This is a genomic window from Aminobacter sp. P4_D5 (assembly GCF_056401815.1).
On the sequence record NZ_JBFUIP010000018.1, the window covers coordinates 16,997 to 33,588 of the forward strand.

Annotated in this window: 17 protein-coding genes and 1 riboswitch; of the genes, 13 read left to right on the plus strand and 4 right to left on the minus strand. The window is 62.5% G+C overall.

From position 1 onward, the window contains the following. Positions 1–2 precede the first annotated feature (2 nt). A riboswitch (cobalamin riboswitch) is annotated at positions 3–199 on the plus strand. A 36-nt stretch (positions 200–235) separates the two neighbouring features. From AC1DWF_RS06525 to cobO, 4 genes are read left to right on the plus strand one after another with little or no spacing between them, the layout of a single operon-like run. Continuing rightward, on the plus strand, positions 236–412 hold the full coding sequence (locus tag AC1DWF_RS06525; protein WP_476788323.1) for a CbtB domain-containing protein: 177 nt from the start codon (positions 236–238) through the stop codon (positions 410–412). Between the two features lie 16 nt (positions 413–428). Then, the gene (locus tag AC1DWF_RS06530) at positions 429–1,193 is read left to right on the plus strand and encodes a CbtA family protein (RefSeq protein WP_476784555.1); all 765 of its coding nucleotides are present in this window, start codon (positions 429–431) and stop codon (positions 1,191–1,193) included. Continuing rightward, a complete protein-coding gene (cobU, locus tag AC1DWF_RS06535) occupies positions 1,186–1,695 on the plus strand; it encodes a bifunctional adenosylcobinamide kinase/adenosylcobinamide-phosphate guanylyltransferase (protein ID WP_476784554.1) in 510 nt (169 codons plus the stop codon). The genes AC1DWF_RS06530 and cobU overlap by 8 nt, the downstream gene beginning before the upstream one ends. Position 1,696: 1 nt before the next feature. After that, complete coding sequence (gene cobO / locus AC1DWF_RS06540; RefSeq protein WP_476788322.1) at positions 1,697–2,314, plus strand: cob(I)yrinic acid a,c-diamide adenosyltransferase; 618 nt, start codon at positions 1,697–1,699, stop codon at positions 2,312–2,314. A gap of 12 nt (positions 2,315–2,326) precedes the next feature. Here the strand turns inward: cobO and cbiB are convergent, their stop codons facing one another. After that, positions 2,327–3,292, minus strand: a complete 966-nt coding sequence (cbiB, locus tag AC1DWF_RS06545) for an adenosylcobinamide-phosphate synthase CbiB (protein ID WP_476784552.1) — start codon at positions 3,290–3,292, stop codon at positions 2,327–2,329. Between cbiB and cobD the strand changes: the two genes are divergently transcribed. Then, the gene (cobD, locus tag AC1DWF_RS06550; RefSeq protein WP_476784551.1) at positions 3,291–4,346 is read left to right on the plus strand and encodes a threonine-phosphate decarboxylase CobD; all 1,056 of its coding nucleotides are present in this window, start codon (positions 3,291–3,293) and stop codon (positions 4,344–4,346) included. The genes cbiB and cobD overlap by 2 nt on opposite strands. Then, complete coding sequence (locus AC1DWF_RS06555) at positions 4,343–4,846, plus strand: tyrosine phosphatase family protein (protein ID WP_476784550.1); 504 nt, start codon at positions 4,343–4,345, stop codon at positions 4,844–4,846. The genes cobD and AC1DWF_RS06555 overlap by 4 nt, the downstream gene beginning before the upstream one ends. Here AC1DWF_RS06555 and rhaI read toward each other — a convergent pair. Together rhaI and AC1DWF_RS06565 are read right to left on the minus strand one after the other, a co-directional pair. Then, positions 4,843–6,123, minus strand: a complete 1,281-nt coding sequence (gene rhaI, locus AC1DWF_RS06560; protein WP_476784556.1) for an L-rhamnose catabolism isomerase — start codon at positions 6,121–6,123, stop codon at positions 4,843–4,845. The genes AC1DWF_RS06555 and rhaI overlap by 4 nt on opposite strands. Before the next feature lie 189 nt (positions 6,124–6,312). Next, positions 6,313–8,415 carry a bifunctional rhamnulose-1-phosphate aldolase/short-chain dehydrogenase gene (locus tag AC1DWF_RS06565; protein ID WP_476841535.1) on the minus strand — a complete coding sequence of 701 codons (2,103 nt, stop codon included), beginning with the start codon at positions 8,413–8,415 and terminating at the stop codon, positions 6,313–6,315. A 187-nt stretch (positions 8,416–8,602) separates the two neighbouring features. Between AC1DWF_RS06565 and AC1DWF_RS06570 the strand changes: the two genes are divergently transcribed. The 7 genes from AC1DWF_RS06570 (at position 8,603) to AC1DWF_RS06600 (ending at position 15,742) form a co-directional block, all read left to right on the plus strand. Further along, positions 8,603–9,412, plus strand: a complete 810-nt coding sequence (locus AC1DWF_RS06570; protein WP_476841536.1) for a DeoR/GlpR family DNA-binding transcription regulator — start codon at positions 8,603–8,605, stop codon at positions 9,410–9,412. Between the two features lie 52 nt (positions 9,413–9,464). Then, entirely contained in the window at positions 9,465–10,460 is a 996-nt protein-coding gene (rhaS, locus tag AC1DWF_RS06575; RefSeq protein ID WP_109576376.1) for a rhamnose ABC transporter substrate-binding protein, read from the plus strand. A 78-nt stretch (positions 10,461–10,538) separates the two neighbouring features. After that, a complete protein-coding gene (locus tag AC1DWF_RS06580; protein WP_476788320.1) occupies positions 10,539–12,080 on the plus strand; it encodes a sugar ABC transporter ATP-binding protein in 1,542 nt (513 codons plus the stop codon). Further along, positions 12,077–13,054: an ABC transporter permease gene (locus tag AC1DWF_RS06585; protein ID WP_476783223.1), complete on the plus strand. Its 978-nt coding sequence runs from the start codon at positions 12,077–12,079 to the stop codon at positions 13,052–13,054. Before AC1DWF_RS06580 ends, AC1DWF_RS06585 begins: the two co-directional genes overlap by 4 nt. Further along, a complete protein-coding gene (locus AC1DWF_RS06590) occupies positions 13,051–14,061 on the plus strand; it encodes an ABC transporter permease (RefSeq protein ID WP_476788319.1) in 1,011 nt (336 codons plus the stop codon). Before AC1DWF_RS06585 ends, AC1DWF_RS06590 begins: the two co-directional genes overlap by 4 nt. Further along, positions 14,058–14,378, plus strand: a complete 321-nt coding sequence (gene rhaM, locus AC1DWF_RS06595; protein WP_476783225.1) for an L-rhamnose mutarotase — start codon at positions 14,058–14,060, stop codon at positions 14,376–14,378. Before AC1DWF_RS06590 ends, rhaM begins: the two co-directional genes overlap by 4 nt. Continuing rightward, positions 14,375–15,742 carry an FGGY-family carbohydrate kinase gene (locus tag AC1DWF_RS06600; RefSeq protein WP_476841537.1) on the plus strand — a complete coding sequence of 456 codons (1,368 nt, stop codon included), beginning with the start codon at positions 14,375–14,377 and terminating at the stop codon, positions 15,740–15,742. The genes rhaM and AC1DWF_RS06600 overlap by 4 nt, the downstream gene beginning before the upstream one ends. Here AC1DWF_RS06600 and AC1DWF_RS06605 read toward each other — a convergent pair. After that, entirely contained in the window at positions 15,739–16,542 is an 804-nt protein-coding gene (locus AC1DWF_RS06605; protein ID WP_476788317.1) for a creatininase family protein, read from the minus strand. The two genes, AC1DWF_RS06600 and AC1DWF_RS06605, sit on opposite strands and share 4 nt — an antisense overlap. Between the last annotated feature and the right edge of the window lie 50 nt (positions 16,543–16,592).

Genomic DNA, 16,592 nt, shown 5'->3' on the forward strand with positions numbered 1-16,592 from the left:
TCTATAGTCGTGGCGTCGTCGGTTCCGTTACGGAATCAAGAGGGAATGCGGTAAGGGCCTTTTGAAGGTCCGAAGCCGTGGCTGCCCCCGCAACTGTATGCGGTTAGCTCTCCCCAAATGCCACTGAAGCTTGCTTCGGGAAGGCGGGGAAGGGTGTCGATCCGCAAGCCAGGAGACCTGCCGGCGACAGGGACACTTCTCGAGGCCCTCGGGTGGAGGGCGAAAGGACTTTAAGATGACTACTGTTTCTGCAATCGGCGCCGACGTTTCCTCGCAGTCGCGCACAATGCAGCTCGCGCTTGCGGCGCTGCTTGGCCTTTTCGTTGTTGGCTTCCTCGGGTTCTCGCATATGGACGTGGTGCACAACGCTGCCCACGACTATCGCCACTCGATGGCTTTCCCCTGCCACTAACGAAGGCACCCCAACCATGTCTGTATTTCGCAACGTCGTGTTCATCGCGGCGATCAGCGGCCTATTGGCCGGCGTGATCCTTGCCGCGCTCCAAACCTATGCAACCGTTCCGCTGATCCTCAAGGCCGAAACTTACGAAAATGCCGGCGGCGGCCATGAGCATGCCGCGGCCCCAGCCGCTGGCACTGAAGCGACCACGTCAGCACCTGCGGCGCAAGCCATGGCTCCCACTGAAGAGGAAGCTGAAGCCTGGGCACCCGCCGACGGCTTTGAGCGTTTCGCCTATTCGGCACTGGCCAATATCGTCAGCGGCGTCGCATTCGCGCTGATCCTGGTCGCGGTTTCCGAATTTGCCGGCGGCATCGCCAACTGGCGCCAGGGCGTGTTCTGGGGCTTTGCCGGCTTTGCTGTCTTCACACTCGCGCCGGGCCTAGGGCTGCCACCTGAGTTGCCCGCCATGCCGGCGGCCGACCTTGGCGCGCGCCAGATCTGGTGGACTATGACGGTGGTGGCAACCGCTGCCGGCTTGGCACTGATCGCTTTCAAGCAGTCGCTGCCGCTCGCCATCCTCGGCGTCGCGCTGATCGTTGCTCCGCACATCATCGGTGCGCCGCAGCCAGAAAGCCATGATTCGCCGATACCGGCCGACCTGCACCACAGCTTCGTCGTCGCCGTGACCATCACCAACCTGGTTTTCTGGGTGGTGCTCGGAGCTGTCGCGGGGGCTGTGCGGCAGCGTTTCATGGGTACGCAGGGCGCATTGCGCGGCAGCTTTGCCTAAGAAGCTGACATTTTTGCTAGGCGGTGCGCGCTCTGGAAAGAGTGCGCACGCCGAGCGGCTGATCACCGCATTCCCTGCGCCATGGAGTTACATCGCCACCGCGCAGGCCTATGACGACGAGATGCGCGAGCGCATCGATATCCACCGCTCCAGGCGCGGCGAAGGCTGGCGAACAATGGATGCGCCGCTTGATTTGATAGCAACGCTCGACAGTGTCGCCGATGGCGAACCGGTACTCATCGATTGCCTGACGCTGTGGCTGACCAATCACATGCTGGCCGATCATGACGTGGAAGCGGAAAGTGCCCGGCTCGCCGAGGTGCTGTCGCGGCCGCGCGGCCCATGGTTCGTCGTTGCCAACGAGGTCGGGCTCGGCATCGTGCCCGACAACGCGCTTGCCCGCCGCTTCCGCGATGCAGCCGGCAGGCTCAATCAAATGGTGGCAGCCGGTGCCGACGAGGTGCTGTTCATGGTCGCTGGCCTGCCGATAAAGGTGAAATGAGATGAAGGAAATCAACGAGACCGAAGCCGAGCGCCATCGCGCCAAGATGGCCAAGCGCAAGGCGGTTCAGGACGCCGAGGTGGCGGAAAAGACCATTGTGGAAAAGGGTCTGCTGATCGTCAATACCGGTCCCGGCAAGGGCAAGTCGACCGCGGCCTTTGGGCTTGCGCTGCGCATGCTCGGCTACGGCCATCGTGTTGGCGTCGTGCAATTCATCAAGGGCGCGTGGCATTCGGGCGAGCAGGATGCATTTGCCACATTTGGCGACCGCGTCGTCTGGCACACCATGGGCGAAGGCTTTACCTGGGAAACACAGGACATCAAGCGCGATATCGCCGCCGCTGAAGCCGCCTGGGCCAAGGCTCAGGAGTTGATGGCCGATCCCAGCATCGCGCTTGTGGTCCTCGATGAGCTTAACATCGCGTTGCGCTACGACTATCTCGATCTCGACGCCGTCGTGGCTGCGCTCAAGGGCCGGCGCGAAGGCCTGCATGTCGTCGTCACCGGCCGCAATGCCAAGCCTGCACTGGTCGAAGCCGCCGATCTCGTCACCGAGATGGGCGCGACCAAGCACCATTTTGCGGCTGGGGTTAAGGCACAGAAAGGCATCGAGTTCTAAGGGATCTGCGGCCTAAAGCCAGAAGATGACGGCGATCAATCCCATTGCGCCGACCATCAGCGCGTCGGCCGTCCAGTAAAGTCGGAGTGCGGCACGGATATCCTGGGCATTGGCTTCGCGCCGGCCGCCGTCGCCCATGAAGGCGTCGTCGACCATGACCCCTCCGTAAGTGCGCGGGCCTGCGAGGGCGAGACCCAGCGCACCGGCCATTGCCGCCTCAGGCCAGCCGGCATTGGGCGAGCGGTGTTTTCTGGCGTCGCGGAACACCGCTTTCCATGCGCGGCAAGGGTCGGTGCCTGGAACGAGGAAGGCGGCAAGAACGATAAGCAGCGCGGTCAGCCGCGATGCCGGCAGGTTGATCAGGTCGTCGAAACGCGCGGCCGCCCAGCCGAATGCTTCGTGGCGCTTGGTGCGGTGGCCGATCATCGAATCGGCGGTGTTGGCGGCCTTGTAGGCGGCACCGCCGGCAAAGCCGAAGACAGCGAGCCAGAAGGCGGGGGCGGTGATGCCGTCGGAGAAATTCTCGGCCAGGCTTTCGATGGCCGCGCGGCTGACGCCAGCTTCGTCGAGGCTGTCAGGGTCGCGGCCGACGATCTGCGATACCGCCTTGCGGCCGGCAACGATTCCGCCGCTGTCGAGCGCATCGGCTACCGCCTTCACATGGCTGCCGAGGCTGCGCTGGGCAACCAGGCTCGAAGCTGCGACTGCGGTGAGAAGAATGCCGAAGGGGACAAGCCCACACAGGTGCTCGACGGCAAATGCAAGCGCGGCCGGCAGGGCAACGATGACGACGAGGGCAACGACGCCCAAAATACGGCGCCTGGCGTCGGTATCGGTGGCGCGGTTGAGGCTGGTGTCGAGAAAGGATATCAGCTTGCCGATCCAGATCACCGGATGGCCGATGGCACGCACCAGCCGGTCCGGGTAACCGAGACCGAGTTCGAACAGAAGCGACAGGAAGGCAAGCGGAACGAACATGACGCTTCTTGATGGACGAAGGACTGGGACGATTGACCACGGCGGCAGCCTGGAGCGGGCGAGGGCGCTGTTTCCTGGAGCGCCCGAGCCGTTCGTCGACTTGTCGACCGGGATCAACCCGCACTCCTATCCGCTTTTTGAGCTGCCTGCCACAGCCTTGTCGCGTCTGCCCGAGCCAGGCCGTGCGCGCGACCTAGCAGCCATCGCCGCAACCGCCTACGGCGCGCCGACGGCGGCCAATGTGGTGCCTGCACCGGGCACCCAGATCCTTTTGCCGCGCATCGCCTCGCTGGTGCGGCCCGGCCGGGCTCTCGTGCTCGGGCCGACCTATCAGGAGCATGCACGCGCTGCTGCAATCGCCGGGCACGAGGTGGCCGAGGTGCGCGAGTTCGAGCGTCTGGCCGAGGCCGACCTTGCTGTGGTGGTCAATCCGAACAATCCCGATGGGCGCGTTGTTTCCCGCGCGGACCTGCTGGCGCTTGCCGAAAAGCTGCGCGCCAAGGGCGGACTTCTGGTCGTCGACGAGGCCTTCATGGACGTTGGTCCGCAAGCACAAAGCATGGCCGGCGATGTCGATCTGGGCGGTATCGTCGTGCTGCGCTCGTTCGGCAAGTTTTTCGGGCTTGCGGGCATCAGGCTGGGTTTTGCCATCTCAAATCCGTTCATCGCAGGGCGGCTCGAAGAAGAACTCGGCCCTTGGTCGGTGGCCGTGCCGGCGCTGGAATATGGGGCCAAGGCGCTGGCTGATTCCGACTGGCACCGCGAGATGCGGACGATATTGACCAAGGCCGCGCACCGTCTCGATCAGGCTTTCGCTCGCGCCGGCGTGATCGTGACCGGCGGCACCTCGCTGTTTCGCCATGTCGATATCGAAGACGCTTCGAGCCTGTTCCATGCGCTTGGCCGTGAAGGTATCTTGGTGCGCAGCTTTTTCGACCGCCCGACACAATTGCGCTGTGGCTTGCCGGGCACGGAACTGGAATGGCGGCGGCTCGATGTGGCGCTTGGCGATTGGGCGCAGGACCGGCATGAAATGAAGAGTGCGGTTGGATGATCTATGTCTGCCCGCTATCGAAGGTCGACGAGACGGTTGCGCGCATTGGTGCTGAACGGCTGATCTCGCTGCTGTCGGCAGGCACGGAGATGACGCGCCCGGAGGCGATCCGCGCCGAAAACCACCTTTTGATGAACATGCACGACATCTCGGCCGAGCAGGACGGCATGACGCTGCCTGGCGAGGCGCATGTGCGCCGTATCCTGGATTTTGCGGGCCGCTGGGACAGGTCGCGGCCGCTGGCGATCAACTGCTACGCCGGGGTCAGCCGCTCGACGGCTTCGGCCTACATCATCGCTGCTGCATTTTCGCCGGCGCGCGATGAGGCCGAGTTGGCAATGTCGCTGCGCCGGCTGTCGCCATCGGCGACTCCCAATCCCCGGTTGATCGCCGTTGCCGACCAGATTTTGAGCCGCAACGGCCGCATGATTGCAGCCATCGCCGCAATCGGACGCGGTGCCGATTGTTTCGAAGGTGTGCCCTTCGGGCTGGAGCTTTAGACAATACCGCCGCTGCCACCGACGGCTGCTGGCCGCTCCGCAGCCGCCTTGGCGCGATAGCCAGCCGCACGGTAGGCGGCGATGGGGTCTATGGCGCCACCTGACTTGAGCCGCGCCATGGCAAGGATCGGTTCGACGTCGGTGCGGTAGGCAACTTTGAGCGTCTGGGTCGCCATCAGGGCGTCATTAGCATCCTGGAAGCCTTCCAGCGCCTTGCGGTCGACTAGAAGGGCTGTCGCGTAGGCGCGCTGCACTTCCACCGCCGACAGCATCAGGCTCTCGATCGGATCGGTGACGTTGTGGCTCTGGTCGAGCATGTGGGCCGGGTTGAAGCCGTCTGCGTGGTTGAGCTCGGCATCGACCAACTCGTTGAAGACGAGGAACAGCCGGTAGGGGTCGATCGAGCCGGCGTCGAGGTCGTCGTCGCCATATTTCGAATCGTTGAAATGGAAGCCGCCGAGTTTCTTGAACTGGATCAGCCGCGACACGATCATCTCGATGTTGACGTTGGGCGCGTGGTGGCCAAGGTCGACGAGGCAATACGCCTTCGGCCCCAATTCCTTTGATATGATGTAGTTGGTGCCCCAGTCTTGCACGACGGTCGAATAGAAGGCCGGCTCATACATCTTGTGCTCGGAAAACAGGCGCCAATCCTGAGGCAAGGCGGCGTAAATCTCGCGCATCGAATCAAGATAACGCTCGAAGGCCTTGGCGAAATTGACCTGGCCAGGGAAATTCGAGCCATCGCCGACCCACACCGTCAGCGCCCTGGAGCCAATCGTCTTGCCGATCTCGATGCATTCGAGATTGTGCTCGATGGCCTGTTGGCGGGTGCCGGCGTCGGCGTGCGATAGCGAGCCGTATTTGTAGGAACGCGCCTGRTCCTTGGCGTCGGAGAAGGTGTTGGAGTTCATGGCATCGAAGCCGAGGCCGAAGCGGCTCGCCGCCTGCTTCAGCCTGTTGGCGTCGGCCTTGTCCCAGGGGATATGAAGCGAAACAGTCGGTGTCGCCTTGGTGAGTTCGTTGATGACGGCGCAATCTTCGATCTTGTCGAAGATGTCGCGCGGCTCGCCAGCACCGGGGAAGCGCGCAAAGCGGGTGCCGCCGGTGCCGACGCCCCAGGACGGGATCGCAACGCCGAAATTCTGGACCTTGTCTCGGATGGCGTCGATCTTGATGCCGCGCCGCTCAAGCTGCTCGCCAAGCGTGTCGTAGTCGCGGGCAAGGTTCTTTTCACGCGCCGCATTGTCTCTTTCGACGATCTCGGCCGCTATCATCTGTTCGGTCACTGCAAATTCCTCCCAAATTCTTTCGGCTTGCGCCGCCCCTCATCCCCCTGCCGGGACCTTCTCCCCGTATGGTGACGGGGAGAAGGGGGCTGGCTGGCCGCAACGTTGCCGCTTATCTCCTTTTCCCCGCTTGCGGGGAGAAGGTCCCGGCAGGGGGATGAGGGGCGGCGCCTCGTCCTACCGCGTGAAACTCTGTGCGTTGCCGGCGTCGACATTGATGATGTTGCCGGTCGATTTGGCCGACATGTCGGAGGCGAAGAAGTAGATCGCCTCGGCAATGTCTTCCGGGAATACCGAACGCTTCAGCATTGAGCGTGAACGATAGTGTTCCTCCAGCTCGTCCGTCGACATGTTATAGGCCGCCGCGCGCTGTTCCTTCCATTCGCCCGTCCATATCTTCGAACCGCGCAGCACGGCGTCCGGGTTGACGACGTTGACGCGGATCTGTTCGCCCGCGCCTTCCAATGCGAGGCAGCGCGCGAGATGGATCTCGGCCGCCTTTGCGGTGCAGTAGGCAGCCGCATTGGGCGAGGCGGCAAGKCCATTCTTGGAGGCGACGAAGACGACGTTGCCGCCGATCTTTTGAGTGCGGAACAGCTTGAACGCTTCGCGCGACACAAGGAAATAGCCTRTCGCCAGGATATCCATGTTCTTGTTCCACAAAGCGAGCGTCGTCTCCTCGATCGGCGCGGACGAGGCAAGGCCAGCGTTGGACACCAAAATGTCGACACCACCGAACTCGATCGCCGTATCCGTGAAGCCTGATATGACCTGTTCCTCGCTGGTCACGTCGATCCGGACGGGGCGGACGAAGTCCTTGCCGAACGCCTTTGAAAGCTCCTGCTCGGCGGTTTCGAGGGCAGTCTGGTCGATATCGGCCAGCACCACGCAGGCGCCTTCGCGCAACAGCCGCGCCGCTGTCGCCTTGCCGATGCCGCCGGCGCCGCCGGTGACGACCGCGATGCGGCCCGCCAGCGACTTCGGCTTGGGCATGCGCTGCAGCTTTGCCTCTTCGAGCAGCCAGTATTCGATGTCGAAGGCCTCCTGTTCGGGCAGGCCGACATATGTCGACACCGTCGAGGCGCCGCGCATGACATTGATGGCGTTGACGTAGAACTCGCCCGAAATGCGCGCCGTCGCCTTGTCCTTGGCAAAGGTGATCATGCCGACGCCTGGCACGAGATAAACGACAGCGTTAGGGTCGCGAATGGCGGGCGAGTCGGCGCGCTTGCAGCGCTCGTAATAGGTGGCGTAGCCTTTGCGGTATTCCTCGACAGCACCTGCCAGGCCGGCGAGGGTCCTGTCGGTATCCGGCTTGGCCGGGTCGAAATCGACCACCAGCGGGCGGATCTTGGTGCGCAGGAAATGGTCGGGGCAGCTGGTGCCAAGTGCCGCGAGGCTTTCGAGTTCCTGCGAGCCGACGAACTCCAGCACCGCGTTCTGATCGTCGAAATGGCCGACCTTCGGCTCCGAAGCCGAGATCAGGCCGCGGATAGCCGGCATCAGCTTCGCAGCGACGGCGCGCCGTTCGGCTGCCGACAGCGTGGGGCGAGCCACGCCGCCGAAGATCGTCTTGCCGGCGGTGTTTTGCTCGAACCATTCGATAGCGCGGTTGATGATACGGATGGTGGTTTCGTAGCTGTCCCTGGCCGTATCGCCCCAGGTGAACAGGCCGTGGCTTTCGAGCACGACACCGACCGCGTCTGGGGTTTCCTGACAGAACTTTTCCAGCCACAGGCCCAATTCGTAGCCAGGCTTCTTCCAGGGAAGCCAGCCGATCTCCCCGCCAAAGATGTCCTTGGTCAGCTCCCGGCTGTTCTTGGAAGCGGCAATGGCGATGATCGCGTCGGGATGCATGTGGTCGACATGCTTTTTGGGCACATAGGCGTGCAGCGGCGTGTCGATCGAGGCGGCGCGCGGATTGAGATTGAAGGTGCAGTGAGGCAGGTAGCCCACCATCTCGTCTTCGAAATCGACCCCGCGATAGAGCTGCTTCAGGCCGTCCAGCTTGTCCTGGTAGAGCGTCGAAAAACCGTCGAGCTTGATGGTGCCGACATCGCCGCCCGATCCCTTGACCCACAGAACTTCGACCATGCCGCCGGTCAGCGGGTCCTTTTCCATGACCTTGGCGGAGGTGTTGCCTCCGCCAAAATTGGTGATGCGCTTGTCTGAGCCGAGCAGATTGGAGCGGTAGAGCAGACGCTGCGGTTCGCTCATGGCGGCGGCTTTTGCGTCGTCCCAAAGATTGGCGAGGCGCGAGCTGGAGCGCGTTTCAAGCATGGTCTGTTCCTCCCGGTGCACACGAGACAGCGGTGCGTGACAGGTGTCAAAATCACACGGCCAACCGCGACGTGTCAATCATAAACGATCAATATCAATCATATTGCACTGCACAATGAAAATATTTGATTGGAAATGATTGACACTGCTCGGTTGGAATGAGTTAATGACCATGCAGGGAGGAACCATGCACGAAAAAGAACGCCACCGGATCATTCTGTCCGCCGTCCAGGAAAAGCCTGTGGTGACGGTGCAGGAACTGGTCGACCTGACCTCTTCGTCCGAGGCGACGATCCGGCGCGATATCGCGGCCCTGCACGTCCAAAAGCGCCTGCGCCGCGTGCGCGGTGGTGCCGAAGCGATCACCCCGCCGCAGTTCGTCGGACTTGCCGGCCGCCCTTTCAGCGTCAACGAAACACTCAATGCTTCCAAGAAGCGGGCGATCGCCCGCGAGGCGGTGGAGCTGTGCAAGGATGGCGAGCCGATCATCATCAATGGCGGCACGACCACCTTCCAGATGGTGCACTTCCTGACCAACCGGCGCATGCCGATCTTCACCAACTCGTTCCCGATTGCCGAGCACCTGCTCAAGCATTCGAAGAACACGGTGATGCTGTCGGGCGGCACGATCTACCGCGAGCAGAACATCATCCTGTCGCCCTTCGACAATGATGTGACGCGCAATTTCTATGCGCGGCGCATGTTCATGGGTGCGCAGGGACTGKGGCCGCTCGGGCTGATGGAAGGCGATCCCCTGCTGATCCAGGCCGAACAGAAGTTGATCGACCAGGCCGACGAGCTTGTCGTTTTGGTCGACTCCTCGAAGTTCAAGCAGCGTTCGAGCCTGATCCTGTGCGGACTGGCGCGGATAACCACAGTTATCACCGACGAGGACATCGAGGACCGCGAGGCCGCCATGCTGGAAAGTGCCGGCGTGTCGCTGGTCGTCGCCAAGAGCCAGGTGAGGAATATCGAGGAATCTTCGCTGCAGGCATGAGGGATGGCCTCGCCGCAGTGCTGATGGAATGCAACGCTCTAGGGAGGAAACGATGAGCATTCTGAGGAAACTGATGGTTGCCGCAGCATTGTCGGCCGCCATGTTCGCGACTGCCGCGCATGCCGAAAACGTCAAGATCGCCCTGGTGGTGAAGTCGCTCGGCAACGGCTTCTTCGATGCCGCCAACAAGGGCGCGCAAGAGGCGGCCAAGGAACTCGGCGATGTCGAGGTGATCTACACCGGCCCGACCAAGGCTACCGCCGAAGCGCAGATCGAGGTGATCAACGCGCTGATCGCCCAAAAGGTCAATGCGATCGCCATTTCCGCCAATGACGCCGACGCGTTGGTGCCGGCTCTCAAGAAGGCGATGGAACGCGGCATCACCGTCATCTCCTGGGATTCGGGCGTCGCGCCTGAAGGCCGTCAGGTCCACCTCAACCCGTCCGACACCAACCTGATCGGCGAGACCATCATCAAGCTCGCCGCCGATTATCTGCCTGAAGGCGGCGACGTTGCCATCTTGTCGGCGTCCTCGACCGCGACCAACCAGAATGCCTGGATCGAAGCGGCCAAGAAGGCGCTGCCGGAGAAGTTCCCCAAGATCAATCTCGTCGCGACCGTCTATGGCGATGACGACTCTGCCAAGAGCACCGACGAAGCCAAGGGCCTGCTGAAGTCGTATCCGAACCTCAAGGCGATCATCGCACCGACTACTGTAGGTGTCGTTGCAGCAGCCCAGGTCGTCACCGACGAGAACCTGATCGGCAAGGTCAATGTTACGGGCCTCGCGCTGCCGTCCGAATTCAAGAAGTTCATCGACAACGGTGCTTCGCAGGCGGTCGCTTTGTGGAACCCGATCGACCTTGGCTATTCCGCCGTCTACCTCGCTCATGATCTGGCGGTGAAGAAGATGGAAGCCAAGCCAGGCGCCAAGCTTTCGATCGGCCGCGTCGGTGAAGTCACGCTCGACGACACCAATTCGGCGCCGATGGCCGCACCCTTCACCTTCGACAAGAAAAACATCGAAGAGTTCTCGAAGATCTACTGATCTCGGAACGCCATGGCCGGCGGGGCTGTTGTCCCGCCGCGCCTTTCCCCCAGACCTGCCACAGGGCCTGAGACGGATATGGATACGAAAGCCCACACGACCCAGACGCCTATGCGGGATCATCCGGCAACGCCCCGGCTGACGCTTACTGGCGTGACCAAGACGTTCCCGGGCGTGCGCGCGCTGCACAATGTCGGGCTGTCGCTTTATCCTGGACAGGTGACAGCACTGATCGGTGAAAACGGCGCCGGCAAGTCGACGCTGGTCAAAATCTTGACCGGCATCTACCGGCCCGACGCCGGTACCATCACGGTCGATGGCTCGCAGGTTTCGCTCGCCAGCGCGCATGACGCGTTCGAGCAGGGCATCACCGCGATCCACCAGGAAACCGTGCTGTTCGACGACCTGTCCGTGGCCGAAAACATCTTCCTGGGCCATGCGCCACGGACCCGCTTCGGCACTATCGACTGGCGCGCCATGCGCAGTCGGGCAAGCGAGGTGCTGAAGGTCATGGGTGCTGCCCATATAGATCCCGACGCGCGCCTCAAGGATCTCGGCATCGCCAACAAGCATCTGGTGGCGGTCGCCCGCGCCATGTCGATCGACGCACAGATTGTCATCATGGACGAGCCGACGGCTGCTTTGTCAACCAAGGAGATCGAGGACCTGTTCGAGCTGATCGAGCTGCTCAAGCGCGAGGGCAAGGCGATACTGTTCATCAGCCACAAATTCGATGAGATCTATCGCATCGCCGAGCGCTACACCGTCTTCCGCGATGGCGAGATGATCGGCGAGGGGATGCTCGCCGATGCCAGCCAAAACGAAATCGTCAAGATGATGGTCGGCCGCTCCGTCGATCATATCTTCCCTGAACGAAAGCCGCAGATCGGTGCAGCGGTGCTGAGTGTTTCGGACCTTTCGCACCCGACCGAATTCGACGGAATCAGCTTCGAACTGCACAAGGGCGAGATTCTCGGCTTCTACGGTCTCGTCGGCGCTGGCCGCAGCGAACTCATGCATGCGATCTTCGGCATCACAAGGACTAGCCGTGGCAGCATGACGCTGGACGGAGCGCCTGTCGCGCCGCGCTCCGCCGCGGAAGCCATCGAGGCAGGCGTCGTCTATGTGCCGGAAGAACGCGGCAAGCAGGGCGTCGTCATCGGCATGCCGATCTTCAAGAACGTCTCGCTGCCATCGCTCAAGCGCACCTCGAAATCCGGCGTGCTGCGGCTGAAGGACGAATTCGCCCTGGCGCGCAAATACACCGAGCGGCTCGACCTGCGCGCATCCTCGCTCAGCCAGGATGTCGGCACGCTGTCGGGTGGCAACCAGCAGAAGGTGGTCATCGCCAAGTGGCTCGCCACCGATCCCAAGGTGATCATCCTCGACGAGCCGACCAAGGGCATCGACATCGGCTCCAAGGCCGCCGTCCATGCCTTCATGGCGGAATTGGTGGCGCAGGGGCTCTCCGTCATCATGGTGTCGTCCGAACTGCCCGAAATCCTCGGCATGTCCGACAGGGTGGTGGTCATGCGCGAAGGTCGCATTGCGGCTGTCTACGACAACAATGGGCTCGACGCGGTGACGCTGGTTCAGACCGCTGCGGGAATCGCCGCATGAAGACGCTGACGAAATATCGCGAAATCTGGCTGCTCGCCGCAATTGCCGCCCTCGTTGGGCTTATCTCCGTTCGCTTTCCCGGCTTTGCCCGCCCCGGCAATCTGGCGACGGTGTTCAATGACACCTCTATCCTGATGATCCTGGCACTCGGGCAGATGGTGGTCATCCTGACCCGCTCGATTGACCTGTCGATGGCTTCCAATCTCGCCTTCACCGGCATGGTGGTGGCGATGATCAACGCCGCGTTCCCGGCGTTTCCGATCCCACTGTTGATGCTGGTTGCCATTGGCGTCGGCCTGTTGCTCGGCGCGCTCAACGGCATGCTGGTCTGGAAGCTCGGCATCCCATCGATTGTCGTCACCCTCGGCACGCTGACCATCTATCGCGGCGCTACCTTCCTGATTTCGGGCGGTGCCTGGGTCAACGCCGACCAGATGAGCCCGGCCTTTGTTGGGCTGCAGCGCGTGCAACTGATCGGCGTGCCGGTTTTGTCGTGGATCGCCATCGTTGTCATTGCCCTGTTCTTCGTGCTGATGACCAGGACCTCGGTCGGCCGCTCGCTTTATGCCATTGGCGTCAACCCGACGGCCTCGATCTATGCCGGCATCGATGTCGGCCGCACTAAGTTCCTCGCCTTCTGTATCTCGGGCGCCGTGGCTGGCCTGTGCGGCTATCTTTGGATTTCGCGCTACGTCATCGCCTCGGTCGAGGTCGCCAATGGCTATGAGCTCAACATCATCGCGGCCTGCGTCATCGGCGGTATTTCGATCGCTGGCGGCATCGGTTCGGTCGCGGGTGCCGTGCTCGGCGCACTGTTTCTCGGCATCATCTCGACGGCACTTCCGGTGATTAACATATCGCCCTTCTGGCAGATGGCGATCTCGGGCAGCGCCATCCTGCTTGCCGTGGTGCTCAACGCGCGCGGCGAGCGCAAGCAGGGCCGTATCATCCTGAGGAAGGCGGAAACGGCATGAGCGCGACCGACACCACTCCCGTCCCGCGACACATTCCCGACCGGCTCGACAAACCGCTCCGCTCGGCGATCCTCTCGTGGGAGGCGCTGCTTGTCGCGGTCGCGGTTGCGATCTTCATCGTCAACAGCTTTGCCTCACCTTATTTCCTCGACGTCTGGTCGCTCTCCGATCTGACCTTCAACTTCACCGAAAAGGGCCTGATCGCGCTCGCGATGGCGCTGCTTATCATATCGGGCGAGATAGACCTGTCCGTGGCGGCGATCATCGCACTTGCCTCGACCATGATGGGCATGGCGGCGCAGGTCGGTGTCGACACGCCAGGCCTTGTGCTGATCGGCGTCGGCGTTGGCCTTGCTTGCGGCGCCTTCAACGGTCTGCTGGTGACTGGCCTTGGCCTGCCGTCGATTGTCGTCACCATCGGCACGATGAGCTTGTTTCGCGGCACGGCCTTCATCATCCTCGGCGACCAGGCCTACAAGGGTTACCCTGCGTCCTTCGCCTTCTTCGGCCAGGGCTATGTCTGGTGGGTATTCTCGTTCGAGGTTGCACTGTTTGCGCTTGCGGCCGTCATCTACTGGTTCGTGCTGCACCGTACGAGTTTCGGTCGGCGCATCTTTGCGATTGGCAACAACGCAGTCGCGGCGCAGTTTTCCGGCCTGCGCGTCGGGCGGATCAAGTTCGTGCTCTTTTGCCTCACCGGTCTGATGTCAGGCATGGCGGCGGTGTTGATCACCTCCCGGCTCGGGTCGACGCGGCCTTCCATCGCGCAAGGCTATGAGCTCGAAGTCATCACCATGGTGGTGCTTGGTGGAGTGAGCATTCTCGGCGGCGCGGGTTCCATCTTGGGCGTGGTGCTGGCAGCCCTCATCATGGGGCTGGTCACTTTCGGTCTGGGTTTGCTCAACGTGCCCGGCATCGTCATGTCGATCTTCATCGGTCTGCTTCTGATCCTGGTCATCGCGCTGCCGATCCTTTGGGGCCGCTTCAGCAGGGGACGTCTGGCATGAGTGCCGAGAAATATGCCTTCAAGATGAAGTTTAAGGCAGGCATGAAGGCCGAGTACATCAAGCGCCATGACGAGATCTGGCCGGAGCTGGTGACGCTGCTGAGGGATGCCGGCGTTTCCGACTATTCGATCCATCTCGACGAGGAGGCCAACACGCTATTCGGCGTGTTGTGGCGTCGCGCGGACCACACAATGGATGCACTGCCGGACCATCCCGTCATGAAACGCTGGTGGGCGCATATGGCCGACATCATGGCCACCAAACCGGACAACGAGCCGCTCTCCGTGCCGCTGCAAACCGTCTTCCATATGAAATGACCAGGCCCAGCACCGTCGCCGTCATCGACATCGGCAAGACCAATGCCAAGGTGGCGCTGGTCGATCTCGAAACGCTGTCGGAAATCGCGGTTCGCCGCACGCCCAATGTCGTGGTCCGCGATGGCATCTACCCACACTTCGATTGCGAGGCGCTGTGGACGTTCATCAAGCGGAGCCTGGCCGACCTTCAGGGCGAGCGTCCGATCGACGCGATCTCGGTGACGACGCATGGCGCTACGGCCGCACTGCTCGCCGCCGATGGGGCGCTTGCCATGCCGATACTCGATTACGAGCATGATGGTCCCGACAGCCTTTCGGAAGAGTATGACGCAGCGCGTCCGCCCTTTGGCGAGACTGGTACGCCGCGCCTGCCGCTCGGGCTCAACCTCGGTGCGCAGCTGTTCTGGCAAGCCACGGCATTTCCTGACGATTTCGCGCTGGTTTCGACCATCGTCACCTATCCCCAGTATTGGGCGTTCCGCTTGTGCGGCGTGCTTGCCAACGAAACGACATCGCTGGGCTGCCATACCGATCTTTGGCAGCCGGCGAAGGGAACATGGTCGAGCCTGATCGACCGGATGGGCTGGCACCAGCGCATGGCGCCGGTGCGCAAGGCCGCCGACCTGCTCGGCACCGTCTTGCCAGACCTTGCCGAGGAAATCGGCATACGTCAGGACGCGCCGGTATTCTGCGGCATCCATGATTCAAACGCCTCGCTCTATCCGCATCTGCTCCAGCAGACCTCACCATTTTCGGTGGTGTCGACCGGCACGTGGGTCGTCGTGCTCTCGGTTGGCGGTGCGCCCCAAAATCTTGATCCGGCGCGTGACTGTCTGGTCAACGTCGACGCGCTTGGTGAACCCGTCGCTTCCGCGCGCTTCATGGGCGGGCGAGAATTCTCGCTGTCTGTCGAGCCGGGCAGGGAGGATTGCGACGATACCGATCTGGCAGCGGTCCTCGCGGCCTCGGTGATGCTGCTACCTTCGGTCCAGCAGGGATCCGGCCCGTTTCCGAACCGACAGTCGTCCTGGCTGGGCGAGCCGCAATCGCCTGGCGAGCGCTTCGCAGCCGTGTCGCTCTATCTGGCGATGATGACGGCGATCTGTTTGGAGCTGACCGGTGCGGGCGGGCCGGTGATCGTCGAGGGGCCGTTTGCAAGAAACCGCGTCTATTGCACGATGCTTGCCGCAGCCACCGGCCGCAACGTGCTCTCCGGTTCCGGCAGTGCGACAGGCACAAGCCTGGGCGCGRCTTTGCTGGTAGCGCCCGATGCCGTCCGCCAGCCGGCGTTCCGGGCTGTGGACGCAACGGCCAACGAACCGCTGCGCGACTATTTCGAGGCCTGGCGGGCGCTGGTCGGCTAGATCAGCCACTCCGATAGCTTCGCCTTGCGGATATCCTGCAGCAGACGGACGAAGCCTTCGGCCTGATGGCTAGCCGTGAGGCGGCCTTTTTCGGCGGTGGCGATTGCAGCTTTGCCGACCACCCCATGCGGGTTGAGATCGCCGGCAATCCAGGAAAAGCCGTGCGGACCGTGCGGGCGCAACAGCTCGAATTCGCCCTCGGCGCGCTCGAAGCTCGAGTCGAAGTTCTCGGCTTTCGCCATGTCGACCAAATGGGGACGGAAATGCAGCATCAGCGACGTCTCGACGTCGCCGCCATGGATGCCGAGCTGGACCTCGCGCGGCGAATAGAGACCGTCGGGATGGCCGAAGCGACCCCAGCTCGAGCGCACCGACAGCGCGCCGAAACGGACGCGCAGCTCGCGTGAGACGATGCCCATCACCTCTTCATTGCCGCCGTGCGAGGTGACAAAGACGAATTTGCGTATTCCGGCGCGTGCGACGGATGCGCTGATCTCCGTCCAAGCGTCGACCAGGATGCTTGCCGGCAGGCTCAGCGTGCCCGGCGCGTAGATGTGCTCGTCGGATTTTCCGACGGCCTGGATGGGCAGGAAGCGGGCGTCCAGGTTTTCGGGAAGAAGGGCAAAAACCTCTGCCAGCATGCCCTCCATGATGGCGAGGTCGGTGGACACAGGCAGATGCGGGCCGTGCTGCTCGATGGCCGCGACGGGGACGACGGCGATTGTCCTTTCAGGGTCGATCGACGCGAAGTCGGCCGCCTTGAAGTCGCCCCACCAGACGCGTCGCTTCTGTTTCGTCACAATCAGACCTCGCCGATCAAACTCGCCTTGGACTGAATATGTCAGCGCAG